Below are 25,224 nucleotides of genomic sequence, written 5' to 3' on the forward strand. Positions count from 1 at the left end.
TCATGGCCTTCCGGGAGCTGCTGGAAGACATCGACGACACGGTGTTCGAAACGCTGGGCGATTCGGCACGGATCGAGGGTTATGACGAACCGGTACTCGGCATGTTCGCAGCACCCTGGCTTCAACCCAAAATGGGCAGCCAGAGAACGGCGTTGCGTGAGCCCAAGTTTGAGATTCGCGTCCGCGATTCGCATGGACTGAAAAAAGGACTGTTGGTCAGCGTGGATTTGCCGGCTTTGGACGGCGGTGGAGACTACGACCTGCTCCAGCTGGAGCCGGGTGGTGACGGTCTGGTCGCTCTCATTCTGAGGAAGCGACCATGAGCGTCGGTAGCCACTTCAAGCCCTCGGCTGGCGGCGGGATGATCTCGCTGCAAACTTCGGCGGCAGACCTGAAAGCCTTTCAGGATTTTGCCGCACTGGTGCCGAAGGCCGCTGCTGCTGCACAGCGACGAGCCATCAACAAAACCCTGCGCTGGCTCGCCTCGCAAATTGCCCGTGCCGTGGGGCGACAGGAGCGGATTGCAGTCGCCGCCGTTCGGCAACGCCTGCGGGCCTATCCGGTCAGCGGCGGAGCCAAGAGCGGCAAGTTGTGGTTCGGCCTCAACTCTATCGAGGCGAGCCGAATCGGCCGCCCACGGCAGAGCCGTTCCGGTGTGTCCGTGGCGGGGCGCCGCTTTCAAGGGGCGTTCTTCAAGAAGGTCTACGGCAACAGTGCCGACATCTGGATCCGCACGGCCAGCAAACACTTTGATCCCGCCGATTATCCCGACAGCGAAGTCAGCGCGGCCGGTGGAGTCAGTTCGGGCTGGATCGCCGAACACGACAACCGCTTCCCCCTGGCCAAGGCCAAAGTTTCGCTGGAACAGGCTCGCCCGCACTTCGAGAGCTGGGTGCGCAAGGCTGACGAGCAGCTGGTGCATGTGCTGCAGCAGGAACTTAATTTTGAAGTGCAGAAGCACTTGAAGGGGAAATAACGTGACGGATGAAGTCGACGAGCCGTTCAGTCTTGAGCAGTTGTATCAAGCCATTGAGCGGCGCATTCAGGATCATTTGCCGGACCTTCAAGTCGTTGCGACTTGGCCGATCATCGAAAGCAGCATTCCACTGCCAGCGGTGCTGGTCGAACTGGCAGAGATGGAGCCAGGCATCGACCCGGGAACGGGTGAGACGGGCCTGTCGTGCAAGTTCGAAGCACGGGTGATTACCGATCCGATCCAGCCCGATCACCACCAGCAAGCGGTGTTTATTGTCGGGCAATTGGCTGTGTTACTTCGGATGCAGTCCTGGGGTGTCGAGGTCGAACCGGCCGAGTTTGTTCAGGCCATGCCGGACTGGACCAAGCCCGAGCTGGACGGCTACACCGTCTGGGTCGTGGAGTGGACCCAGCAGATCTACCTCGGCGAAGCGCAGTGGCCGTGGCCAGATCAGCCACCGGGCACCTTGCTGTTAGGTGTCGAGCCGGATGCGGGGCTGTCCAACAAGGACAAATATTTTGCACCGGAGAATCTGTCATGAGTGGCGGCTACGTGAGCGCCCAGCATGACCGCATGCTCGCTGGCCTGGTCAAGGACTGTTACGTGGTGGCGGTAGATCTGACCGCTTCACCACCGGTGTGTCGGGTATCGGACGGGGAATGGGTCAGCGGCTGGGTGCGCTGGCACAGTGTTGCCGCCGGCAAGGCCCGGCACTGGCGGGCGCCGAGCCTGAACGAGCAGGGCACCTTGATCAGTGCCAGCGGCGAGGTGGCGCAGGGCACGTTCATTCCCGGTCTGTATGGCAACGGTGGTCCACCGCCGGACAACCGCGACCATGTCGAAGTCTGGCATTTCGACGATGGCGGGCGTTTGGTCTACGACTGGCACGACAGCACCTACAGCATCACCCTGCCCACCGGCACGGTCACCATCGAGGTCGGGGCGACCTTGGCTGAAGTGACCGATAACGCCGTCACCGTGAAGTCCGGAACGATCGATCTGGAGGGCGTTGTGAACATCAAAGGGCAGGTCAACATCGACGGCCCGTTGCACGCTACCGAAAGCATCACCAGCGATGCTGACATTCTGGCCGCCGGCCAAAGTGACAACCATCACAAGCACTAACTCAACATTTACTCAGCCCGCCGTGTGCGGGCTTTTTCATGCCTGGAGTACCCATGGCCAAACATCAAGATGATTCATCCGCACCCGAGCTTGTTCCGATCAGCCCGGTGCTGACGGCAGCGGTCGTGACCTTTCGCGACAGGCTGTACACCTCGCGCACGGTCGTCCTGCCCGACGGCCGCACGCTGGCGGTGGTGAAAAGCGAGGTCTCCGTCGACGGCGCCGAGGATGTGGCGCTGAAAACGCTCAAAGCCCACGCCGAGTTCGAGCAACTCAAGGAATAGTCCCGATGATCGGAATGGATCGCCACACCGGGCAACCCATCTCCGGCATCGAGCATTTACGCCAGTGCATCGGGGACATCCTCGGCACGCCATTGATGAGTCGGCGTGAGCGCCCGGAGTACGGCAGCAAGCTGCGGCGCATGGTCGATTTGCCTGTTAACGAGGGCTGGAAAAGCGCCGTGCAGGCGGAAGCGGCTCGCGCACTTGGCCGGTGGGAGCCACGGTTGAAGCTGGAGCGAGTGCGCGTGCTGTCCGTCCTGGGCGGCCAAATCAACATACAGATCAGCGGCGAATACCTCGGTGTGCGCGGCACGATGGAGGTGTGGGTATGAGTACTCTGGTGGATCTGTCGGAACTGCCGGCCCCGGACGTGCTGGAGCCGCTGGATTTTGAAGAGGTTTATAGCGAAGCGCTGGACGTGTTTCGCGGCCATATGGGTGATAACTGGAGCGCTTCACTGGAAAGCGATCCGGTCACCAAGCTGCTGGAGGTCGGCAGTTACATCAAGCTCGGCAACCGGGCGCGGGTTAACGACGCCGCCAAGGCGCAATTGCTGGCGTATGCCGTCGGCGCCGATCTGGATCACCTGGCGGCAAACGTCAACCTCAAGCGCTTGGTGATACAGCCGGCTGATCCGCTGGCGGTGCCGCCGGTCGACGTGGTGATGGAGTCGCATGACGCTCTGCGTGAGCGTGTACAACTGGCCTATGAGGGGCTGACCACGGCGGGGCCGCGTAACAGCTACATCCTGCACGCGCGCAACGCTTCGGCGCTGGTGGCCGATGCCACGGCTGAAAGTCCGTCACCGGCCTGCGTTGACGTCACGGTGCTGGGGCTGGAAGGCGACGGCACTGCCAGTCCCGATTTGCTGAGCCTGGTCGCCATCGCTGTAAATGACGACGACGTGCGCCCGGTAGGTGACCGCGTCACGGTGCGCGGTGCGCAGATCCTGCGGTATCGCATCGACGCCGTGCTGCACATGAAAGGTGCCGGCCCAGAGAACGATGCGGCACTCGTCGAGGCGAAAAAGCGCCTTGCGGCCTGGATCAACCCACGCCGGCGCCTCGGTGTCGAGGTGGCCCGGTCCGGCGTCGATGCGCAATTGCATGTGGCCGGCGTGGCCCGCGTGGAGCTGATGGGCTGGCAGGATCTGAAGCCAACCAAAGCGCAGGCCGCGTACTGCACCGATTACACCGTCGTGTTGGGAGGCTGAAATGCGCAGTCTTTTGCCGCTCAACAGCACTCCCCTGGAACGGGGAATTGAGGCGACGTTCGCTGAAACCACACTGATTCCGCTGCGCACCCTGTACAGCCCCGATACCTGTCCATCACATCTGTTACCGCATTTGGCCTGGGCCTGGTCGGTCGACCGTTGGGACCCGGCGTGGCCGGAGTCAGTCAAGCGCGGGGCAATCAGATCCTCGTTCTTCATCCATAAGCACAAGGGCACCATCGGTGCATTGCGTCGAGTGGTCGAGCCGCTGGGCTATCTGATCGATATCGTCGAATGGTTCAACACGGTGCCGCAAGGCGTGCCCGGAACCTTCGCACTGAAGGTTGGTGTGCTGGATACCGGTATCACCGAGGAAATGTATCAGGAGCTGGAGCGCCTGATCGATGACGCCAAACCCGTCAGCCGACAGCTTACGGGGCTGGCCATCAGCCTCGAAACCCAAGGTCGTTTGCATGTGGGTGTGTCCCTGTACGACGGCGACGAACTCGACATCTACCCGCCCGAAATGAGCGACATCGAAGTCAGCGGCAGCTTCGGCGTCGTTGGCTGTGAACACTCCATTGACACTCTGGACATTTATTCATGATTGATGCGAATTCTAAGTTTTTCGCGATCCTTACGGACGTGGGGGCGGCCAAACTGGCGAACGCCAACGTCCTTGGCGTGCCCTGGAACATCACCGAAATGGGCGTGGGGGATGCGAACGATACCGACCCCCAGCCTAGTGCCAAGCAAACCAAACTGATCAACGAATGGCGTCGCCGGCCGCTGAATCAGCTCCGACTCGATCCGGCCAACGCGGCTGTCATTGTGGCCGAGCAAGTCATTCCCGCCGACGAGGGCGGCCGCTGGATCCGCGAGGTCGGTCTGTACGATGCGGACGGGGATCTGGTGGCGGTGGCCAACTGTGCCCCGACCTTCAAGCCTTTGCTGTCGCAAGGCTCCGGCCGTACGCAGGTGGTGCGGATGAACCTGATCGTCTCCAGCACCGCACAGATCGCGCTCAAGATCGATCCGGCGGTAGTGCTGGCCACCCGTGAATATGTCGATTCGCGCATCCTGGAAGAGCTGGGCAAGCTCGATGTGAAGCAATCGGTTCGCGCGGCGACCACGGCCAACGTCGCGCTGGTCGGGCTGCAAACCATTGATGGCGTTGCCCTGGTCGCGGGCGAACGGGTGTTGGTGAAAAATCAGGCCGCCGCCAAGGACAATGGCCCGTATGTGGTGGCGGTCGGTGCCTGGACGCGGGCCAAAGATGCCGACAGCAACGTGAAGGTGACGCCCAACCTGACAGTGGCGGTTGAGTCGGGTACGACGCAGGCCGATACCATCTGGCAGTTGGTGACGGATGGACCGATCGTTGTGGGCACCACCGCGCTGACGTTCAAGGACATCACCGATGGTTTTGCCCGGTTGTTGTCGCCGAGTTTCGCCGGCAACCCTACCGCGCCGCTGGCGAGCCAGTTCGACAACAGCAAATCGCTCGCCACTACTGAGTTTCTGAGGCGTCGCGGCGTTGAGTTCTCGGGCTTTACCACTCCCACGGCCAGCCTGGTGATGACCGCTGCGCATGTCGGCGGCGTGCATAGTTTCTACAGCGCCGCAGCTCTCACGGCGATGTTGCCACCATTGGCGGGAATTCCTGTAGGGGCGACGGTTATGCTGGTCTGTGCAGGTTCTGGTGGGCTTTCGGTGGTGCCGAGTGCTGGTGATGCTGTGACGGCGGTTAACGGGGGGGTTGGCATTATCCCGTTGGCGATTGGCGATACCGCTGAGTTTATTCGCACTTCGGATCAGTGGCGGCTGATCGGTGGCACGCTGGTGTTGCGTTATGCCGGGGTCATGGCGGGCGAGAACTTTCAGACGCGGCCGCAGTTCGACAACAGCAAGGCGCTGGCAACGACCGAGTTTGCACAACGCTCTCAGGGCAGTTATGCCGGTTCAACCATTTACACCGGCAGTACGTCGACCATGACCTCGGCGGATGTTGGGAAGTTGACTGTGGTCAATGGCACTACCGCGACGTTGGTTTTGCCTGATGCAGGGCCGTGTCCAGTGGGAAGTCTTCTCCCGGTGCTGGCCAGTACAACGGTCGGCTTGACGGTTCAGGCCAAGGGTTCTCAAACGCTGCTTACGCTGTCGGGGCTGACTGGCCCGATTGCGCTACAGCCCTCGTCAATGGCGGTGTTTCGCCGCCTGAACGATGGCACGGGCTGGGTGCTGGAAGGTGGGGATTCCGCACTGAAATACTCGCCTCTGTTCGCGGCCAGCAGTGGCGGTGTGGCTGGATATTCCAAAAGTCCAAGCGGTCGCATTGACCAGTGGGGGCAAGGGACGACCGATGCAAACGGCAACGTCTATGTATCGTTTCAGACGGCGTTTCCCAATGGGGTGCGTAGCATCATGTTGCTGCATAGCGGGGGTCAGCCGGTCATGGGCTGCGTTGTTGCAGAAACCATCACAAAAACGGGCTGCACCTTGAAAATTGCGCAGCCTGCGAATGCACAGGCTAGCTGGTCGGTGTTCTGGCTGGCGATAGGGTTCTAATCATGAATGAAGTCATTTATTTCAGTCCGTCCACTCGTGGGGCCTACACGGTGGAGGTGCATGGTTCTGACATGCCGGCGGACGTGGTGGAGGTCGCCGCGAGTGCCTGGCGGGCGCTGATAAAGGAGTTGGAAACCAGCCCCAAAATGGTGTCGTCACGGCCTGACGGTCATCCCATTCTGGTCGATCCGCCCCCGCTGGAGCCGGCCGAAGTGGCCGCGAATGAGCGGGCGTGGCGTGACGCGCAACTGGCATTGACTGACCCGCTGGTGTCCCGGCATCGCGACGAGCTGGAAGAGGGGCGCGATAGCTCGCTCACCGCCGAACAGTATGCCGGGTTGCAGGTGTACCGCCGGCAGTTGCGCGACTGGCCTCAGGGCGAGCAATTCCCGCTCGCCGAACATCGACCGCCGGCACCGGCCTGGCTGGCCGAGCAAACCGGTAACGCCCCGCGCTGACGGGGCGTTTTTCATTCCACAACACGACAACCCTCACGGCCTCGCTCATGCGGGGCTTTTTCGTTTCGGGAGAACGAGTCTTATGAGTTTCTTTCACGGCGTCACAACCACGGCGGTCGATACCGGCGCGCGCACTATCTCGCTACCGTCCTCATCGATTATCGGCCTGTGCGACACATTCAGCCCTGGCTTGGTGGCCGGCGGTACGGCCAAGGCCGGCGAACTCAAGCTGATCACCACCGAGCGTGAAGCCATTGCAGCGTTCGGCGCCGATTCAGCGATCACCAAGGCCTGCAAGGCTATTTACGCCAAGGCCAAGGCAGTAATCGTTGCCATCGGCGTGCCGAAGATGGATGACCCGGCGTTGCAGACCTCGGCCATTATCGGCGGTGTTCTGGCGTCCGGTCAGCGTACCGGTCTGCAGGCGCTGCTCGATGGCAAAAGCCTGTTCAACGCGCAGCCCCGCTTGCTGATCGCGCCGGGTCATTCGGCCACGCAGGCGGTGGCCACGGCGATTGATAGCCTGGCACAGAAGCTGCGCGCCATCGGCATCATCGATGGGCCATGCACCACCGACGAAGCTGCAATGGCCTACGCCGATAACTTCGGTAGCCGCAACCTGTTCATGGTTGATCCGGGCGTGCAGTTCTGGGACACCGGGGAAAGCAAAACGGTGGATGCACCGGGCTCTGCGTGGGCGGCCGGTCTGTTTGCCTGGACCGATGCGACTTACGGTTTCTGGGCCTCGCCATCGAACAAGGAATTCACCGGCATCACTGGCACCACGCGCGCCGTTGAGTACCTGGACGGCGACGAGACCTGCCGGGCCAACCTGCTCAACAACGCCAATATCACCACGATCATTCGTGACGACGGCTACCGCCTCTGGGGCAACCGCACGCTGTCGAGCGATCCGAAATGGGCGTTCGTCACCCGCGTTCGCACGCTGTTCATTCTCATGGACGCAGTGCAGGCCGGGCACAAATGGGCGGTTGACCGCTCGATCACCAAGACCTACGTCAAAGCCGTTACCGACGGCCTGGAAGCGTTCATGCGCGACCTGAAGAACGAAGGCGCGGTGATCAACTTCGAAGTGTTCCCGGACCACGAGCTGAACACGGCCAGCCAGATCGAGCAGGGCAAAGTGTATTGGCGCATCCGCTTCACCGACGTGCCGCCGGCTGAAAACCCGAATTTCCTTTTCGAGGTCACCAACGAATGGATGACCGAAGTGCTTGAGCCTGCCTAAGGAGGCGCCCTGATGATTCCTGAAGTTCTCTCCAACTGCGTCGGGTTTATCGACGGCGTCAGTTTTGCCGGCGAAATGCCGAGCCTCACCTTGCCCAAGGTGGTCCTGAAAACCGATCCCTATCGAGGCGGCGGCATGGCCGGCGAAGTCGAGGTCTCGACCGGCGTGGAAAAGCTCGAAGCCGGTTTCACCACCAACGGTGTGCGCCGTGAAGCACTTAAGTTCTTCGGCCTGTCTGACCGCACCGCCTGCAGCGCGGTGTTCCGAGGCTCGTTCAAGGGGCTGAAGGGCAAGGTCACCCCGGTGATCGTCACGATGCGTGGTGGCATCAAGGAAGTCGACATGGGCGACTGGAAGGCCGGTGATAAGGCCGAGACCAAACACAACATGGCGTTGACCTACTACAAGCTCGAGGTCGGTGGTCGAGTGATCTACGAGATCGACATGCTGGGCATGGTGCTGGTCGTTGACGGCGTCGACCAACTTGCAGAAGAACGTACGGCCCTGGGCCTTTAAGGACACGAAGAAATGACTCAAACGAATCAAACTACAGCGGAAAAAAAACTCCCATCCTGGCTGCACCTGACCGAGGAAGGGTTTCGTATCTCGCTGCGACACCCCACCGAGCTGTCGGGCGTGCTGGTCGACACGCTGACCCTTCGCGCGCCATGTGTGCGTGATATCCGGGCCGCGCAAGCCGCCTGCAACGGCGACGAAGAAAAGCGCGAAATGTCGCTGTTTTCCTCGCTGACCCAGACCCCGGAGGCGGATCTGATGGCCCTCAAGCTGGTCGACTACATGCGCCTGCAGAAGGGCTATTTTCGTCTGGTCCAGGACGACGAGGTTTGACGGACCGACGTTGAAAGGGCTTGCCAAGCGTCTGGCCAGGGAGACCGGTTTCTCTGCCGCCGAGATCACGGCCATGCCGTTCAACGAAATCGTGTGGTGGCTCACGGACTGAGCTGCCCCATCCATCCCTGACCCATAGGCACGCACATGGCGAAGAACATCGCGTTGGGCTTTGTCATCGGCGGGGCCGTCGATCCGACGGTCGGCAAAGCCTTCAAGGACGTCGAAAGCAAGATCAAGCATCTGGACACGGTAGGCAGCAAAGTACGGGTCCTGCAGAACACCATCGGCGACACCATGCGACTGCGCGAAGAATGGCGCAAGGCGCACGCAACCGGCGCCGCCGGGGCAGACAAGTTGCTGGCCAAGTACGAAAAGAACCTCGACCTGCTCAAGAAACAAGGCGTTGAGGTCGGGCGTCTGACCAAGGCCTACGCCACGATGGGCCGCGTTGCCGCCGGGGCTGAACTCAAGGCGCTCGGGCATCGGCAAATGGAGGAAGGCCGGCAGGGAATGAAAAGCACCCTCGGCCAGGCCGGTGCTCTGTCGGCCGCCGTGGCCATCCCGACGAAGGTCAGCGCGGACTACGGCGCGATCATTCGTGACATCGCAATCAAGGCCAACATTGCCAACTCGCCAGAAGAAACGCAGCTCTCCAAAACCGTGATCGACACATCACGCGATACGGGCATGGCGCGCAACCAAGTGGCGGAGCTGGTCAACGCCCTGGTCGGCGCCGGCATGGAGCTGGATAAGGCGCTGGCTTATGCGCCGACGGCGGCCAAGTTCGCTGTGGGGCAGGGATCGGACGGCACGGAAACCGCCAAGATGATCAACGCCTTGGGACAGAACGCCAAGATCACCGACCCGGCCGTGATGCAAAAGGCGCTGGAGGCCATCGCCTATCAGGGCCAGGCAGGCAGCTTTGAAGCGGTCGACATGGCCAAGTGGTTTCCGGAACTGTTGGCCGGCATGGGCAAGCTGGGCATCACCGGCATGGACTCGGTGTCGCAATTGGGCGCGATGTTGCAGGTACAGATGAAGACGGCCGGCGGCTCGGACGAGGCGGCCAATAACCTCAAAAACTGGATGGAGAAAATCGGTTCCAGCGAAACGGTCAAGGCCTATGAGAAGGCGGGCATCGACTATAAGGGGTCGCTGCAGACCGGTCTGCAGAACGGCAAATCCACACTGGAGTCCAGTTTCGCGCTGGCCCAGAAATACATCGAGGCGACTGACCCGAAGCGAGCGGCCGAGATGGCGAAAGCCGTGGCCGGCATCAGCAAGGAGAGTGACCCGGAAAAAGCCAAGGGCATGATGAAGTCCCTGGAAGAGGCCTTGCGTACCGGCGACCTGTTTGCCGACATGCAGGTCAAGGCTGCTTTGACCGCGTACATGCAGAATAAGGATCTGTATGAGCAATTGAAGAAAGATTCGGCCAATGCCACCGGGATCCTCGACAAGAACCTGGCTGAACGCCGGCAGACGTCCGCGCAAAAATGGTCCGAGATGGCCCAGAGCATGGACGATGCCATGCGCAGCATCGGTGATGCGATTCGGCCGGTTACGGATGCGGTCGCGGACGGCATCACCAACGTCAGCCGTCAGCTCGCGGGGTTGGCCGACGAATCGCCGCGATTGGTGACTGCCATCGGCACGGCCGTCGCAGGCCTGGTCGCGCTCAAGGGCGCCGTCAGTGCGTTCAAGATGGGCAAGGGCTTGATGAACATCGGGCGCGGCACCCTGATGGGCAATCCGAACATCCCGCAAAAGGTCATCGTTACCAACCTGCCGTCCGTTGGTGGTGGTCTTGATGCCGGCGACCTCGATTCCGGTGGTGATGGCAAAAAAGGTAAGGGGGGTAAAGGCAGCAAAGGCGGTGGTCGTGGGGGCGGCGTTAGAGGGATGGGCACCGGTACTGGCGGGATGATCAAGGGCACAGCGGTGTTAGCGGTGGCGGAGGCGGGATTCAAAGCCTGGGACACCTACCAGAACGCCGAGACCCAAGACGAGAAAGCCGAGGGTTACGGCGGCGCTGCAGGCGGATTGGCCGGTACATTGGCGGGGGCAGCGGCGGGGGCCGCCATCGGCTCGGTGGTGCCGGTCATTGGTACTGCCATTGGTGCATTGGTCGGTGGCATTCTTGGCAACATGGGCGGTGATGCTTTGGGTCGCTACGCCGGTAAAGAGTTGTTTGGCACGGACGAGTCGCTGAAGAAAGTGCCGGATGCCGGGCCGCTGATGATGACCAACGCCGGACAGAACATACCGCCGGTGATGGGCGATATGTCGCGTTCATTCGCGCCGGTACCGATTGTCAAAGACTTGGTCCAGCCGCAGCCGAAAATGTTGCCCTTGATGACGGGAGCGGTGCCCAACGCTCAAGCGGATATCGAGGCCGCCAAACCCGTCGGGGTGATACCAGCAACGTTGCCGGCGCCTGCAACCCGGCAACTGTTACCCGAGCGGGGGCCGGCCAGCGCCGCCTTGGGCGATGTGACCCGCTCACTGAGTCAGCCGGCACCACCGAGCGTTCCTGCAACACTGGCACCGCCAGCCGAGGCGAAAGTCCAGTCGACCAAGACCGAACAACGTTTCGAGATCCAGGCACCGCTGCACATCACCGTGCAAGGCGACGTGAAGGATCCGGCGCAGTTGGCGAGGGAGCTTCAGCCCTATATCGATCAACAATGGCGTCAGTCCACGCAGCAACTGCAGAACCGTTCGCTGTATGACGAGCCGCATGTGTAAGGAGGGGCAATGGCCTACATGGAACAATTGCAGTCGGGCCTGAAGCAACTGGCGGCGGCAGGGGAGAGCGGTCGCCGAAGCCTTGACGGCATGATGGGACCGGTCAACGGGGCGATCAGTGAAATCAGCGGTGCGGCGCTGGAGCTGGAGGGCGTCCCATTTGTTGGGCCGGCCATCGGAGCGAAGCTGCAGCGCGTGATGCGCGGCGTCAATGCCGCCCAGGCCAAGGTCGGCCAGGTGGTCGCCACCTACAACAAGGCGACCCGCGCCGTGTCGCAGATCGATGAGCGCATGGGCGAACTGAAGGAACAGGCCGCGCGGGTGTCCACCGCGATCAACAAGGTCGCGGGCAAGGTCAGCCCGTCGCTGGCCAATATCGTGCCGACCAGTTCCCTGGGCGGCGATGCCACGCCGGTGCCGGAAGCGGTGAAGCCGTTCCCGCATCTGCTGATCGTGCAACCGCAGGATCCACAGGCGCAGCCGTACTACTTCAACCTGGACACAGCAGCCTTTGATGAACTGCGACGGTCGACCGAATTTCGGTGGGCTTCGCAGGAGCGCCTGAGCCGGCGACCGGCGCAGCAGGCGGTGGGCATCGGTGAGGAAAAAATCACCCTCAAGGGCGCGATCTTTCCCGGCTTCAAGGGTGGCATCAAACAATTGGACACACTGCGCAGTCTCGGTGCCCAGCTCAAGCCGCTGACCCTCACCACCGGTTATGGCGACGTGCTTGGCACCTGGTGCCTGAAGAGCGTTGAAGAAGAACAGAGCGCGCTGCTGCAGGGCGGGATTCCGCGCAAGCAGGCGTTCACTTTGGAGTTTGTGCGTTATGGCGACGACTTGCAGAACGTCTGACGGGGATCTGCTGGATACCTTGTGTTACCACGCTTATGGACATCTGGAAGGCACCGTCGAGGCGGTGCTCGATGCCAATCAGGGGCTGGCCGATGAGCCGCAACCCTACCGTGCCGGCATCGTGATCGAGCTACCGGATTTGCCTGTTGCTACCGAGGAAACCTTAGCGTTGTGGAATTGATGGACTATAGTTGTTTGGTAACACTTCATTTCTGCAGCTCCACCCCTTTAAAACCCGCCCAGTGCGGGTTTTTTTTTGGAAAAAATAATGACTCCAGCGTTTCGAATAATTGCCGATGGTGCCGACATTACTGCGCTGATCAACGACCGATTGCTGCAGCTGAAAACCACCGACAAGCCTGGCATGGAGTCGGATGAGTTCGAACTGCGCATCGATGACCGTGACGGTGCGGTGGTCCTGCCTCCGCGCGGGGCCACCATCGAGATCTTCCTGGGTTATGCGCAAACGTCGCTGACCCGCATCGGACGTTATGTCGTTGACGAGATCGAGCTGTCCGGCCCACCCGATACATTGGTGATTACTGGCAAGGCCAGCGACATGCGCGGCAGCGGCAAAACCATCCGCAGCGGCAGTTGGGAAAACGTGCCGTTGTCACGGATCGTCGCCGATGTTGCCGCACGCAATGGCTGGCAACCCGTGTGTTCGGTGCAAACCAAGGTGCCGCGTGCCGATCAGCTCAACGAGTCGGACTTCAACTTCATCACCCGTCTGGCCAAGCAATATGACTGCACGGCCAAGGTGGCTGACGGCAAGTTGCTGGTGATGCCGCGTCAAGGTGGACAGAGCGCTTCGGGCAAATCATTCGGTGTGGTTCTGATCCAGCGCGGAGATGTTAGCCGCTTCCAGTTCCGGCTTGGTGACCGCAATACCCACAAGGCGGTGTCGACCAAGCATCAGGACAAGAAAAGCGGAAAGCTCGCCGTGGTCACCCTGGACAACGACGAGTCTCCGGATGGCCTGCCGCCGGTCCACACCGACCGCCACATCTATCCAAACAAGTCGGCCGCCGAAGCGGCGGCCCAGGCCCGCCTCACCGCGTTCAACCGGTCCACTGCCGGTGTTCGCTTGGAGATGCGCGGCCGTACTGATCTGTTTGCCGAGCGATCGATTAACGCTCAGGGCTTCAAGGTCGGTCTCGATGGCGAGTACCTGGTCGACTCGGTAGAGCAGGTATTCACCCAGGCCGGCTGGAGCACGACGGTGGAGTGCAACGGCGGCAAGAAGGGCAAGGCGAAAGCCAAAGGCAAGAAGAAAAAAGCGGCGAAGGATCTGAAAGTCGTTCAGCTCAAGCAGTAGCGTCGCATTCCCCAACCTCACGGAGAACCTCCATGTCACTGACCGAACAACAGTTGCTACGCATCATGCCCAACGCCCGCCGCCAAGCGGGCGTTTTTGTTTCTGCACTCAACGCAGCGATGGCTCGTCGTCAGATCAACACACCGCAACGCCAGGCGATCTTCCTGGCTCAGGTCGGCCACGAGTCCGGCGAGCTGAATTTCGTTCGCGAGCTGGGTGGCGACCAGTACCTGAGCAAGTACGACACCGGCACTCTGGCCGCGAGGCTGGGCAACACGCCTGAAGCCGACGGTGATGGTCAGCGCTACCGAGGTCGGGGGCTGATTCAGGTGACCGGCCACGACAACTACCTGCGCTGCAGCTTGGCACTGTTCGGCGACGAGCGATTGCTGCGTACTCCGGAGCTGTTGGAGTCGCCTCAGTGGGCGGCTGAATCGGCCGCATGGTTCTGGTCGGTGAATGGGTTGAATGCGCTGGCCGATCAAAACGAATTCAACACGATCACCCGCAGGATCAACGGCGGTCTCAACGGCCTGCAGGATCGGCTGGAGTTGTGGGGGCGGGCGAGGGCGGTGTTATGCGTCTCGGCGAACTGATCCCGGCTCCGTACCGATGGCTCGCGAAGGCTGCATTGCTGGCCGTCTTGGCCGGCGGATCGGCCGCCATCGCCTGGCAAGTGCAGGATTGGCGCTATGGCAAAGCGCTTGCCGAACAGGAGCAACTGCACGCCGACACGCTCAATCAACTGGCCCAGGCCACGGCCGCACAACAGCAAGCCGAGCAAAGTAAACGCCTCGCGCTTGAGCAGCGTCTGGCGACCAGCGAACAAACCCATTACCGAGCCTTGAACGATGTCCAACGTGATCAGGGTCGTCTGCGCGACCGTCTTGCCACTGCTGATTTGCGCCTGTCAGTCCTACTCAGCGCCTCCACCGGCGCCGGCAATGGATCGGTGCCAGCCACCACCGCCACCAGCGGCGTGGTTCATGGTCCCACAAGAGCCGAACTTGACCCGGCGCATGCTCAACGAATTGTCGGCGTCACCGACGACGGTGACCGGGGGCTGATCGCCCTTGCGGCCTGTCAGGCATACGCCAAAGAAGTCTCAACACCGAAGTAAAAAGAGCGGTCGATCCGGATGCGTCAACATCCGGATCGACCGCCGTCCCTGCAGATTGCCCCTGCAAGTCCAGCCAAGGCTCTTGCTCCGTGCACAAAGCGCGGCGAGCCTAGCACCTGTTTATCTATACAGTAAAGGTCTTGCTTTTTATGTCTACACCCATCATCCCTTGGATGGGCGGCAAACGCCGCCTGGCCGACCGCCTCATTCCGCTTTTTCCGCCTCACGAATGCTATGTTGAAGTCTTTGCCGGCGGTGCCGCGCTCTACTTCATGAAGCCCCAGCCATCGCCCGTGGAAGTCCTCAACGACATCAACGGCGATCTGGTCACGCTTTATCGCGTCGTGCAGAACCACCTCGAAGAGTTCGTGCGCCAATTCAAATGGGCGCTCAGCTCACGGCAGGTGTTCGAATGGCAGAAAATGACCCGCCCCGAAACCCTTACCGACATCCAGCGCTCCGCCCGATTTTTCTACCTGCAGCACCACGCCTTTGCCGGCAAGGTCTCAGGGCAGACATTCGGCACGGCGACCACCGCTCCGGCCATCAACCTGCTACGCATCGAGGAAAATCTCTCGGCCGCGTGGCAGCGCCTGTCCGGCACCTATGTCGAAAACCTCCCCTGGCTTGAATGCGCTGAACGCTACGACCGTGCTCACACCTTTCACTACATGGATCCTCCTTACTGGCAGACCGCCGGCTACGGTGTGGACTTTCCTTTCGAGAACTACGAACGGATGGCCGACTTCATGCGCCGCTGTAAAGGCAAGGTGATGGTCAGTATCAATGACCACCCGGACATCCGCCGCGTGTTCGAAGGTTTCCATTTCGAAACTCTGGACATCCGTTACACCACGACCAACCAGCGGCAGGGAAAAGCCGACGTCAGTGGCGAGTTGGTGATCATGAATTGGGAACCGGAGGCTTTGGGAGGCCTTTTTTAATCGCGCCGGTGGAAGTGACACTGCGAGTGGTCAGTCGCGAAGAGCCGCATGCACTCGAGCGAACCGGTTTTCGTGTTCGCTCTACAGTAAATCAATCAGAGAGCTGGGGCGTTAGAAGGACCTGTGCGTTTTATAGGGTGCCCAGGCTGCAAAAGTGTAGCGACGGAAATAACAAGGTCTTCTAGCGACCAAGGTTTATGCAGATAGATCGTTGAGTGTGGAATGGAAGTGGGATCCAAGGCGTATCCAGAACTGAGAATCGATTTTACAGATGGCCATTTGCTTTCAACCATCGTTATAAATTCGATTCCCTTGAGCTGTCCTGGCAAACCTTGGTCGACGACGATCAACGGGCAGGGGAGTTGGGATTCAAGCATGTAAGTCAAGGCGTCGTCTGCTGTCTGGAATACTTTTGGAAGTCCACCGATTTCAATAATGATGTCCCCCATAAGATCGCTCAGCACGGGGTCGTCCTCAACGACAATGATCTCCCCTGGGATCGGCAGCATCCCCTCCCAGCTAACGTTCACTTGTCGTCCTCCTTCATCGAGTTGGTGGGCAGCCTATCAAGTGGCCTGAAATGCTCCCATCGCGAACTGCCCGAAAAGTGACAGACTTCTCAACGCTGTGGCTCATCCCAATCAATGGTAGCTGACGCTCGCCATTTCACCTCGGTGATGCCAAATTTTTCAGCTTGAGGCTTGCTGATAACCTTCAGAGGTGGACGCCCTGGTTTTGGAATAGGCGCGATCCCTGCGTCGCAGCTTGCCCAATGCCAAGCGTCTGCATCCTTCATTGATTGGGCTCGGATCACGAATTCTTTGGGGCTTCCGTGCAGCAGATACCGGATATGGTATGTCGCGTAATTGCTCATTTTGAACTCCGTTTCTGGATTTTCAAAAGAGCATTTTGCGAGCCATTAATTCCAAAGAGTCTTGGACTCGCCGCAGATTCTTTCGTCAGTCCGCAAGTCGGCAGGTCCCGGAGACGATGCCTGATCAATGACCGCTATTTCATAGCAGGTTGTGGCTGCTGAACGCTATGGCGAACTATAGGCGAGCTTTAGAGAGGTAGGTCAAGGCACGTAGTTAACCCAGATTTGTTGACCGACGAGAAACAACCATCTCTTCCAGGATTTCCCGTACCAGTCTGTTAGCACCTGATTCGCCATGATATTGGGTCCGATCAATATTTGCGATGGTGAACTGACGTAGGTCAGGACCTATAACCTCCACAGAAAGCGTACGATCAGAATTTATAGTGCAGGTGATGGTGCATTGGGGAAGGCGGCGGGACAGCAGTTCTCCGATTTCACCTTTGCTCATTGTATCCACGATCTGTGGTTCCTTTTTCTTGAAAGATAGAAGCTAATAATGGAGGTTCGAGCAATTATGGCCAGTTGATGTCGCTCGGTCGAGAGATGAGCGTTTGCTTGACAATGGCTCTGGAACGGGGTGACTGGATATGCAGGCTTGTGAATTCTTTCCCGACGCTCTATGGCGGAAAAATCCTGCTAGTGTTAGTGGAATTTGCCAGAGTATGACGTCATGGAAGAAGTTTTTATCGTTCAAAAACGGCCGTGCGGAGGGATAGAGGCAGGTTTCTATTTCAGAATTGTCGACACGCGTACCGGGGAGCAACTCATGTCCAGCTTTCTTAATGAGTCGCAGGCCTATGAGCAATGCAGCCGATTAAATATCCATGCGGCCCGCCTACAGCCAAGCGCTCTGGCTAATCCGAATGGCCGCTGATTAAAGCATCCATCCCATGTGTAGATGCTGAGCGAGCCAGGGCGTTACCTCTCGTAGCGCCCATCCAGCCCCGCAAAGCATGCTCAAATAAATGGCAAAAAATTTGAGTTCCCAATTCATCGTGATACCCCTAGTAAGGCACTCGGGCAAGGATGGACAATCGCGCTGAACAGACTATATTTCGAATCGTGTCTACCTTACCAGTGCGCCCTCAGCTCGTCCCTGTAGCAGTGGTGAGGTAGGCCATTTAGATTTTAGACATCCCTGCTCTTTTGCTTTTCTAAATGGGTGGATGACGTACGCCCGATAACTTGATGAGCATAACGGTAGCTGCGGCTTGCTGATCCGGAGTCAGAGCTGTCGAGCGTGATCGATCTCGAAGGTTTATGAGGGTTCGGTGATTAGGAGCACATATGCGTCTCGAGTCTGCCGAAAGCACAATCAGACATCTTAACGAATACCTTGAAGTGGCGGGGTAGGCTAGAGACCTTGAAAATAGTGGGACGGGTGAATGGAATCTAGCCCTCGTTATCAGCTTGGGAAAAGCTGCCAGACTGACTGCTTTCGGCCAGAATCTGTCGTTTATGTTCATGATTAAGTTGTGCTCACTTCGGATTCTGGACGACCGATCAGTTAGCCGTTTTACTCACGAAAAAGATTATAACTTGCCGCCCCTGAGTTATAACGCCGTAAGCACGCCCTGATACAGCACCGGACCAGTCGGCTGTCCTGTCGGCGATCCGCCCTCGGGCTCAAGACTGACGGCCAGAGTGATGGATTCACCAATGAGAGCTTTCTGCGCGCTGCCCAATTTGATTTCCCCGTCTCCGCCTGGGGGTATCACCCCAAGCGAAACGGGCTTGCCATCTTGCGGAATAACCCACATTTCCAGGCTGCGTTCCTTTTCAACCTTCGCCAAAGCCAACAGTTTAATTTTCAGGTAATTCTCGTGAGCTTCGATGCTCATCCACGACTGTGCGTCGGCACTGCGCAACGTGGCGCCGTAGTGCACATCGTCGCGGTTGTAGATAACGCCCAGTGTTACTGCTGCTACCAACGAACATGCTGCAATCGTCACCCGGAGCCAGTTCCAAAATGGCTGCCTCAAAGTGAGCTGCGGTGTATGCGGATCTATACGCGCCGTAACTCCGCGCCATACACGATCCGGTACAGGTTGTTCAGCCAGAGTCTCAGTAAGGCTCATGAGGCTGTCCTGCCATTGTGCAAGTTCCGCGCGAAGTTCCGAGTCTTCGAGTAACAGCTGCTCAAAGCGCCGGCACGCGGTTGGTGGCATTAAACCGATCGCATAGTCGGCAGCAAGTGCACGACGCAGACTTGGAGTTTGGTAGTTCATGACTCAAGGCACCTGCGCAAACGCTCCATGCCTCGGCGGATCCAAGACTTTACCGACCCAAGCGGTGCGGACAGCTGCTCGGCCAACTCTGAACAGGAAAGTCCCTCAAAATAAGCAATGGTGATCGATTGGCGTTGCATCCCTTCGAGCCTATCTAGGCACCGATTCAATGAAGCGGCCTCACGGAAGCTGTTCAACTGATCATGTGCCGAGGGGCTGTCGTCGACCAGCATCTGCGCGTCGAGATCACTCAGCGGACGTTCGCGATGCTTTCGCAATTGGTCGATGGACTGGTTTCGCGTGATGTTGATCATCCAGGTCATCGGCGCCGACAGGTGCGATTGGTAGCGTGAAGCATTGTTCCAAATACGCACAAAACTTTCCTGCAGCACCTCTTCAGCCAGATCCGCGCGTCCCATGAACCGCAGAGCCACGCCATGCAGACGCGGACTCACGGTACGATACAGCGCTTCAAAAGCACCTCGATCGCCGAGGGAACACTGGGCTAGAAGGTGTTTGAGTTGGTCAGTGTCGGCGATGGGAATAGCCTTTCTCCAAACGATTGGGTCGTGAGGTGATTCGAGTCGATTGCAGCCAGAGGGTAGCCCACGGCGCGCGGTTGTTCCATTCACGGGTGGGCTCCTCGGAAGACTCGCCGGTCTGCTGAGATCGACCGGCGACGCCGGTCAACTTTTCGGCATCAACACCTTGTCGATGACCTGTATCACACCGTTCGACTGGTATACGTCATAGGTGCTGATGTCGGCGACGTCACCCTTTTCGTCTTTGATGGTGATGTTGTGTGGTCCATTCATCATTGCCCACAGCTTGCCGCCCGAGACGGTGGTCAATTCGGTCTTTCCACCGCCGGCCTTGATCTTCTCGGCAAGGGTGGCCATGTCCAGTTTGCCGCTCACAACGTGGTAAGTAAGGATCTTGGTGAGGGTTGCCTTGTTTTCCGGCTTGAGCAAGGTATCGACGGTTCCGGCGGGCAGAGCTGTAAAGGCTGAGTTGACCGGTGCGAATACGGTGAAAGGCCCCTTGCCCTTGAGGGTGTCGACCAGACCGGCAGCTTTGACAGCGGCGACCAGGGTGGTGTGATCCGCGGAATTTACTGCGTTATCGATGATGTCCTTGCTGGGCGACATGCTTTGACCGCCTACCATTATGCTGTCGTGGCTCATCGATGCAGCCTGGGCACCATTGAGCATTAAGCCGGTAGCGGCCGCCAAGGTCAGAAGGCCCGCAATCAATGGCGTTTTGATCGAAATGCGTTTCATCGTGATGATCCTTTGTGAGGAAAATCGGCCAGGAGAGTCTGTCCGTGTTTGATATACGTGGCGGCGTTCGGAATGGATGCAGTAGCGCCTATTTTTTCGCAGGACCTGAGAGTGGGTGATCCAATGACCGATGCTTCTTAAGCGACCAATCCCAGATTGAATGGGGGGAATGGATGCTTTTGGACGAAAGCATCTCCCCGTGAGCGCTTGGTATCGAACAAGATCGGTCGCCCATCAGGTCATGGTTCATGGAACAGTTACGCTCGGCATGACACTAATTCATTATTGTTAAACGAATATCCGTAGCAATGTCGTGAATAACAGTCGCATAAGTTAAAGTTTCTGAATAACTAGCGTTGAGATTAGTGTTTCTCGCTGACATTGCACGGATGTCAGTGCTTAATTTCCTCCAGACTACTTAAAAAGTCTCTACTTTGTGCCGTCCGTACATTGTGATTACATATTAACCTGCTGAAGGTGCTTTTTCCTTCCTGGCAAAGTTTCTCATCTTATATATTTACTTGTGAAATGGAAAAGCAAAGCTATAATTTACGATAAGTTAGGTGCTTGGTAACAAGTCTCGCTAATTTTTATTCACGCGGAAAAGTATGTTCAAAAACTTATCAGCAAGGAGGCAATTTACACGTAAGAAATTTTGTAAGGTGGCAATCTAAAAATAACAGTAAGCATGAGATATTTCTATGGCGAGCATCGCAGATGAGGTTGAGAGTATTTCCCCAAGCAAAAAAACGTGCTTTCGGTGTAGAGCGCAAGCATCCTGCATGCTTAGAACAATCGATAGAGAAATATTAGGCCACTATCAAAGCGATAGTAAAATCCAAAGAATGAATGAAAAAAAGGGACGCTTTGTATTCAGGCAAGGCTCAATAGCAGCATATTTATTTAAAATAAAAGCTGGCTCAGTTAAAGTTGTCATTGAATCGTATAGAAATTTTGAGCACTTGCTGGACTTTAAGATGGCTGGAGATAATATTGGGCTTGATACATTTGTTGGTGATCCTCATCGGACTAGTGCTATAGCATTGGAAGACACAGAAATATGCAAAATCAACATCAGTCGACTAAAAAACGAGCCAGCCAGTCAACTATACTTACACGGTAAAATTCACAGTGCCACTAATCTAGATGTTGATCGCCTGCAAAAAAAAGCATTGCTGCTCGCCAAAATGACCGCCGAGCAAAGGTTATGTTGGCTTCTCTGTGATTTATCAGAAAAATATGCATCTATGGGGTTTTCTGCCCAGTCACTTTATTTAAAGATGAGCAGGAATGAAATTGCATCATATCTAGGTCTACGCATGGAGACCGTTTGCAGATGTTTTACAAAACTGCATGAGCTCTCGCTGATAAATGTGGATGGAGCGAAAGTCGAAATAATTCATCTAGAAAAGATTAAAAATATAGCAATGGGCATCGATGAGGAAAGCCGGATTTAGGCCGAGTCTTCCTAGCGAATGACTGCTAATGGCCAGTAGCGGTCGCTTGTGAACGTTCGGCTGAAAGGGGCGCCTGAGAGGAGTTTCCCTAGGATGGTCGCAGAAGACCGGTGAGGGCAAGTTGAGGGTATACGTAGGCGTGAGTGCCCTGTTCGGCCTAAAGCGGTCCCGAAGGAGTTATGAAGGGCTTCGAAACCCCATCTGGATCGTCAGCGGTGGCACTCGATTTAAAAGGGGCGGGCTCGATTACCAATCGATCCACCGGATATGAGGGAAAGTTGGTCATGAAGTCGACCTAGCCCTTGCTATTGCTTTTCAGCCTCGCCAGCCCCTGTCTGATATGACCGGCGTTCTCACCAATAGCCCATAAGGCGCTTCGAACGTTGTCTCCAACCTCGGTCAGACCTTGCTTTTCAGCATGAAGCGTCAGCTCCATCAAGGCGGCCTCCAGTCCAAGTTGATTCTGATACATCCTTTCCAACACGTCCGATAACGAATATTCGTCTGACATGGCATGGCCTCCTTTCGAAAAAGTACAAGCATAGTACCGGTCATGCCGCTGTCAGGCAGTGATTGCGAATTGCTTAGAAATTGCTACAAGGCGAAGAAACTTCAGCTGATAAGCCCTTAAGGCTCGGGATTTGGCGGTTGCCTACACCCAATCCATCATCGGGGCCACGCTGAAGCGTCTGGACACCGTAGAGGCTTCATTTACGTGGGGTACAGCGGGCGTCTGGATCATTTTGCTCTACGTGTTTGAGGCCGATTTCAGGGAGAAAGCGGCGTTTTCGGGCGATGGGCGCAAGTTTACCAAGAGAGCCAGGCCTTCGCCTGAAAACGAGACCCGCTCGAGGTTGGATGGGGGTGGTGCCGTGACGGTCCCTGGACGATTTGTCGGCAGGTGATGAGTTAAATGCCAGGCAAAAAAAAACCGCCTTTGCGGGGCGGTTTTTCATGTAGGTGCCGGTTTGCGACCGAAGCCTACTGCTCACTGGCTACACTGACGTAGCCGCATGGTAAAAATTTTTGCTCCTCCTCGCAACGTTATTTTTGCTTGAAGCGGCGGTGTGCTGCGGACGAGAAGCGCAGTGCTGCTGCTTGAGAGTGACAGTATGGAAACTGACAGAAATAACAAATTACAGAAAATAAGGCCTTAGTCGGTTTGAATAGACCAAATGTGCGTTTTTTTACGGAGTTCCAAGTTAACATGGCGCCGCTCACACTTCGGTGTTGCGGTGAGAGTCGGCTGGAAACTTAACAGTTTCATGCCCTCTGACACGGTTTTGCACCCGTGCCGGAGTGATGGCTCGGAGGGATCTCAACCGGCCGCCTCACTGGTTACACTGACGTGTACGCCAAAGGCACACGTGATCCGGTAAGTGCGCTGGAGGTTTGGCCCCCAGCCTGGAGGCCAAAACGTATGAAGCTTTTGCTGCGTACGCTGAGCCTTGTATGGAGATTGTTTAAAGCGTTTCGCTTTTACGAGTTCCTGCGAGACCACTTTGACGACCTGAAGTAACGGCCGTCATCGCGGAGAAAAGCCCGTTTCAGTTTTGGCTGAGGCGGGCTTTTTTTGTTTCATTAATGCTGTCATAAGTAGGATATTTTATCTTTCGCTTGTAGGGAATTTCGTAGGTGATTGAAAGCGAGCACTTTGCAGTCGTTCTCAAGCGGAAATGGAGCATCGGTTTCGAGTCGGCGTAGCCCGTCCCAGCCCTCGGTGGCAGTCGGAGCAAATGGCTGCCACTGAGGGCCCCGCCAACCGCTATTCAAGGCTTCACAAACCGTAATTGCGCCACTCTCCAGGCGTCTGCCCCACCTGTGTCTTGAACAACCGAACAAAGAAGCTCACGTTTTCATACCCCACTTCGTAAGCGATCGACTTGACCGACATGCCACTGGAAAGCAGCAGTTTTTTCGCCTTGTCGATCCGCACTTTTTGCAGATAAACGTTGGGCGACAGCCTGGTCGCCAGTTGGAATCGACGCTTGAGGGTGCGTTCGGTCAGCCCGGCCTCGCGGGCCATTTGCGCCAGGCTGACGGCCTCGGCGTGGTGCGCTTCGATCCAGTCCTGAACCTTGAAGATCGCTTGATCCTGATGATTGCGGTGCCCCGGCAGGATCGGGCTCAAACGCTCCGGAGCGGAAACCAGCAGGTGCGTTGCGCACAGTTGGGCGAAGTGGTCACCGAGGTCCTGTGCGAGCATCTCCAGGAGTGCGTCGAAGCCGCCGCCGAGTGAACCGCTGCTCCAGATGCCTTCAGAGTGCATGAAGGATTGATGGGCGACGAAATCGTGTTGCGGGTAGCGTTTTTTCAGTTGCCGGGTGAACGCCCAGTGGGTCGCCAAAAGGCTGCCTTTGGCCAACCCGGCAGCGGCGACGTAGCAAGCGCCGGTGGTCATCGCCAGCACGCGCGCGCCATGCGCCTTGCGTGCCGCCAGCCATTGCAGTGTCTGTGGATCGGGTTCAAACCCTTGGGCGAGTCGAATGCCTTCAAGCGGAGGAATCACGATCAGGTTGCAGTCGTCTGCATCGTTCAACGCCGCATCCGGTCGGATCAAATGACCGCTCGCCAGGCTGATGTCGGCACCGTCCACGGACAGTACGCGGATGGTGTAGCTTTGAGCGACGTCGAGGTGTCGTTCCAGCAAGGTGACGATGCGAAAGAAGTCCGTCGCCGAGAACACGCCCATGCCCCAGCAGCCGTCGTAGGCCAGAATCGCAACGTTGATCATGAATTCTCCGTGGCCTGATCGGGCTATTGAATAACCCTTTAGAACATCGAACCTGAGCAACTGCAAGGATACGATCAGCAACACGTCGCGCAGCCCTACAAGGACAACATCCATGCAACACGTTTCCACCCGGCAGCACTGGATCGATACACCAGAAGGCGCGCTGTTTGCGCAAAGCTGGAACAGCGATGAGGCGCATAACCCGCCGATCATCCTGCTCCACGATTCTCTCGGTTGCGTCGCCTTGTGGCGCGATTTTCCCGAACGGCTTGCACGGGCGACCGGACGCAAAGTCATTGCCTACGATCGGCTGGGTTTCGGACGTTCGGCACCTTATCCCGGCAAGTTGCCAGGGAGTTTCATCGCGGACGAGGCCAGGAGCGGCTTTCGTGCAGTTTGTGAACATTTCGATGTAAATCGGTTTGTCGTATTGGGTCACAGCGTTGGCGGGGGGATGGCGGTAAGTTGTGCAGCGGCGTTTCCGGGAAGATGCCAAGGCGTGATCACCGAGTCCGCACAAGCATTCGTCGAGCAGGCAACTTGTGACGGGATTCGTGAAGCCGAGCGCCAGTTTGCCTTGCCCGGCCAAATGGAGCGCTTGCACAAATACCACGGCGACAAGGCCCATTGGGTGCTGCGGGCATGGGTCGATACCTGGCTTTCGGATACGTTCAGCGACTGGAGTCTGGACGAGCTGTTACAACAGGTTCGCTGCCCTGTGCTGGCGTTGCACGGTGATCGGGATGAGTACGGCTCCACCCGGCAACCCGAACGCATTGCGGCACGGGTCAACGGCCCGGCGAGCGTGCAGATTCTCGCGAATTGCGGGCATGTTCCGCACCGTGAGTTTCCGGATGCGGTGCTCGAGGTTCTATGCACGTTTCCGCCGCTTCGAAATCGCGACACATAAAAAAACGCCCTGACGGGCGCTTTTTTAT

Annotated in this window: 29 protein-coding genes; 22 read left to right on the top strand and 7 right to left on the bottom strand. The window is 57.8% G+C overall.

Translation table 11 applies throughout. From position 1 onward, the window contains the following. Positions 1-2 precede the first annotated feature (2 nt). The 20 genes from KVQ74_RS13660 (at position 3) to KVQ74_RS13755 (ending at position 15,710) form a co-directional block, all read left to right on the top strand. A complete protein-coding gene (locus KVQ74_RS13660) occupies positions 3-323 on the top strand; it encodes a head-tail joining protein (RefSeq protein WP_217831611.1) in 321 nt (106 codons plus the stop codon). After that, the gene (locus KVQ74_RS13665) at positions 320-976 is read left to right on the top strand and encodes a hypothetical protein (RefSeq protein ID WP_217831612.1); all 657 of its coding nucleotides are present in this window, start codon (positions 320-322) and stop codon (positions 974-976) included. The genes KVQ74_RS13660 and KVQ74_RS13665 overlap by 4 nt, the downstream gene beginning before the upstream one ends. A 1-nt stretch (position 977) precedes the next feature. Then, entirely contained in the window at positions 978-1,517 is a 540-nt protein-coding gene (locus KVQ74_RS13670; protein ID WP_217831613.1) for a hypothetical protein, read from the top strand. Then, positions 1,514-2,101 (top strand): phage baseplate assembly protein V, encoded by a 588-nt coding sequence (locus tag KVQ74_RS13675; protein ID WP_217831614.1) that lies wholly within the window; start codon positions 1,514-1,516, stop codon positions 2,099-2,101. Before KVQ74_RS13670 ends, KVQ74_RS13675 begins: the two co-directional genes overlap by 4 nt. A gap of 53 nt (positions 2,102-2,154) precedes the next feature. Beyond that, entirely contained in the window at positions 2,155-2,385 is a 231-nt protein-coding gene (locus KVQ74_RS13680; protein ID WP_225930000.1) for a hypothetical protein, read from the top strand. 5 nt (positions 2,386-2,390) lie between these two features. After that, positions 2,391-2,717 (top strand): GPW/gp25 family protein, encoded by a 327-nt coding sequence (locus KVQ74_RS13685; protein ID WP_217831615.1) that lies wholly within the window; start codon positions 2,391-2,393, stop codon positions 2,715-2,717. Next, positions 2,714-3,598, top strand: a complete 885-nt coding sequence (locus KVQ74_RS13690; RefSeq protein ID WP_217831616.1) for a baseplate assembly protein — start codon at positions 2,714-2,716, stop codon at positions 3,596-3,598. Before KVQ74_RS13685 ends, KVQ74_RS13690 begins: the two co-directional genes overlap by 4 nt. Before the next feature lies 1 nt (position 3,599). Beyond that, positions 3,600-4,205 carry a phage tail protein I gene (locus KVQ74_RS13695; RefSeq protein ID WP_217831617.1) on the top strand — a complete coding sequence of 202 codons (606 nt, stop codon included), beginning with the start codon at positions 3,600-3,602 and terminating at the stop codon, positions 4,203-4,205. Then, a complete protein-coding gene (locus KVQ74_RS13700; protein WP_217831618.1) occupies positions 4,202-6,166 on the top strand; it encodes a phage tail protein in 1,965 nt (654 codons plus the stop codon). Before KVQ74_RS13695 ends, KVQ74_RS13700 begins: the two co-directional genes overlap by 4 nt. A 2-nt stretch (positions 6,167-6,168) precedes the next feature. Then, entirely contained in the window at positions 6,169-6,624 is a 456-nt protein-coding gene (locus tag KVQ74_RS13705; protein ID WP_217831619.1) for a phage tail assembly chaperone, read from the top strand. Positions 6,625-6,706: 82 nt separating this feature from the next. Continuing rightward, on the top strand, positions 6,707-7,873 hold the full coding sequence (locus KVQ74_RS13710) for a phage tail sheath subtilisin-like domain-containing protein (protein WP_217831620.1): 1,167 nt from the start codon (positions 6,707-6,709) through the stop codon (positions 7,871-7,873). A 12-nt stretch (positions 7,874-7,885) separates the two neighbouring features. Further along, entirely contained in the window at positions 7,886-8,389 is a 504-nt protein-coding gene (locus tag KVQ74_RS13715; RefSeq protein ID WP_217831621.1) for a phage major tail tube protein, read from the top strand. 12 nt (positions 8,390-8,401) lie between these two features. Beyond that, positions 8,402-8,722, top strand: a complete 321-nt coding sequence (locus tag KVQ74_RS13720; protein ID WP_217831622.1) for a phage tail assembly protein — start codon at positions 8,402-8,404, stop codon at positions 8,720-8,722. A gap of 147 nt (positions 8,723-8,869) precedes the next feature. Continuing rightward, complete coding sequence (locus KVQ74_RS13725) at positions 8,870-11,473, top strand: phage tail tape measure protein (protein ID WP_217831623.1); 2,604 nt, start codon at positions 8,870-8,872, stop codon at positions 11,471-11,473. Between the two features lie 9 nt (positions 11,474-11,482). Beyond that, the gene (locus KVQ74_RS13730) at positions 11,483-12,328 is read left to right on the top strand and encodes a phage tail protein (RefSeq protein ID WP_217831624.1); all 846 of its coding nucleotides are present in this window, start codon (positions 11,483-11,485) and stop codon (positions 12,326-12,328) included. Beyond that, complete coding sequence (locus tag KVQ74_RS13735; RefSeq protein ID WP_217831625.1) at positions 12,303-12,509, top strand: tail protein X; 207 nt, start codon at positions 12,303-12,305, stop codon at positions 12,507-12,509. The genes KVQ74_RS13730 and KVQ74_RS13735 overlap by 26 nt, the downstream gene beginning before the upstream one ends. An 87-nt stretch (positions 12,510-12,596) precedes the next feature. Beyond that, positions 12,597-13,646, top strand: a complete 1,050-nt coding sequence (locus KVQ74_RS13740; protein ID WP_217831626.1) for a phage late control D family protein — start codon at positions 12,597-12,599, stop codon at positions 13,644-13,646. A 32-nt stretch (positions 13,647-13,678) separates the two neighbouring features. Continuing rightward, positions 13,679-14,242 (top strand): glycoside hydrolase family 19 protein, encoded by a 564-nt coding sequence (locus KVQ74_RS13745; protein WP_217831627.1) that lies wholly within the window; start codon positions 13,679-13,681, stop codon positions 14,240-14,242. Further along, on the top strand, positions 14,224-14,766 hold the full coding sequence (locus KVQ74_RS13750; RefSeq protein ID WP_217831628.1) for a lysis system i-spanin subunit Rz: 543 nt from the start codon (positions 14,224-14,226) through the stop codon (positions 14,764-14,766). Before KVQ74_RS13745 ends, KVQ74_RS13750 begins: the two co-directional genes overlap by 19 nt. 149 nt (positions 14,767-14,915) lie before the next feature. Continuing rightward, the gene (locus KVQ74_RS13755; protein ID WP_217831629.1) at positions 14,916-15,710 is read left to right on the top strand and encodes a DNA adenine methylase; all 795 of its coding nucleotides are present in this window, start codon (positions 14,916-14,918) and stop codon (positions 15,708-15,710) included. Positions 15,711-15,805: 95 nt separating this feature from the next. Here the strand turns inward: KVQ74_RS13755 and KVQ74_RS13760 are convergent, their stop codons facing one another. From KVQ74_RS13760 to KVQ74_RS13780, 5 genes are all read right to left on the bottom strand, one after another. Then, positions 15,806-16,240, bottom strand: coding sequence for a DNA-binding transcriptional response regulator (locus tag KVQ74_RS13760; RefSeq protein ID WP_217831630.1), 435 nt, complete (start codon positions 16,238-16,240; stop codon positions 15,806-15,808). Positions 16,241-16,329: 89 nt separating this feature from the next. Continuing rightward, positions 16,330-16,584: a DUF6555 family protein gene (locus tag KVQ74_RS13765; RefSeq protein ID WP_217831631.1), complete on the bottom strand. Its 255-nt coding sequence runs from the start codon at positions 16,582-16,584 to the stop codon at positions 16,330-16,332. A gap of 1,556 nt (positions 16,585-18,140) precedes the next feature. Continuing rightward, positions 18,141-18,815, bottom strand: coding sequence for an anti-sigma factor (locus tag KVQ74_RS13770; protein WP_217831632.1), 675 nt, complete (start codon positions 18,813-18,815; stop codon positions 18,141-18,143). Beyond that, positions 18,812-19,447, bottom strand: a complete 636-nt coding sequence (locus KVQ74_RS13775; protein ID WP_217831633.1) for a sigma-70 family RNA polymerase sigma factor — start codon at positions 19,445-19,447, stop codon at positions 18,812-18,814. The genes KVQ74_RS13770 and KVQ74_RS13775 overlap by 4 nt, the downstream gene beginning before the upstream one ends. A 54-nt stretch (positions 19,448-19,501) precedes the next feature. Beyond that, positions 19,502-20,095, bottom strand: coding sequence for a fasciclin domain-containing protein (locus KVQ74_RS13780; protein WP_217831634.1), 594 nt, complete (start codon positions 20,093-20,095; stop codon positions 19,502-19,504). 782 nt (positions 20,096-20,877) lie between these two features. Here KVQ74_RS13780 and KVQ74_RS13785 point away from each other — a divergent pair. After that, complete coding sequence (locus KVQ74_RS13785; protein ID WP_217831635.1) at positions 20,878-21,552, top strand: Crp/Fnr family transcriptional regulator; 675 nt, start codon at positions 20,878-20,880, stop codon at positions 21,550-21,552. A gap of 295 nt (positions 21,553-21,847) precedes the next feature. Here the strand turns inward: KVQ74_RS13785 and KVQ74_RS13790 are convergent, their stop codons facing one another. Together KVQ74_RS13790 and KVQ74_RS13795 are read right to left on the bottom strand one after the other, a co-directional pair. Next, complete coding sequence (locus KVQ74_RS13790; protein ID WP_217831636.1) at positions 21,848-22,063, bottom strand: hypothetical protein; 216 nt, start codon at positions 22,061-22,063, stop codon at positions 21,848-21,850. Between the two features lie 1,266 nt (positions 22,064-23,329). After that, positions 23,330-24,286: a GlxA family transcriptional regulator gene (locus tag KVQ74_RS13795; RefSeq protein WP_217831637.1), complete on the bottom strand. Its 957-nt coding sequence runs from the start codon at positions 24,284-24,286 to the stop codon at positions 23,330-23,332. Between the two features lie 112 nt (positions 24,287-24,398). On the opposite strand from KVQ74_RS13795, the gene KVQ74_RS13800 reads away from it, so the two are divergent. Then, the gene (locus KVQ74_RS13800) at positions 24,399-25,196 is read left to right on the top strand and encodes an alpha/beta fold hydrolase (protein WP_217831638.1); all 798 of its coding nucleotides are present in this window, start codon (positions 24,399-24,401) and stop codon (positions 25,194-25,196) included. Positions 25,197-25,224: the final 28 nt, after the last annotated feature.

It is taken from the genome of Pseudomonas botevensis (assembly GCF_019145475.1).
Lineage (GTDB): Bacteria > Pseudomonadota > Gammaproteobacteria > Pseudomonadales > Pseudomonadaceae > Aquipseudomonas > Aquipseudomonas botevensis.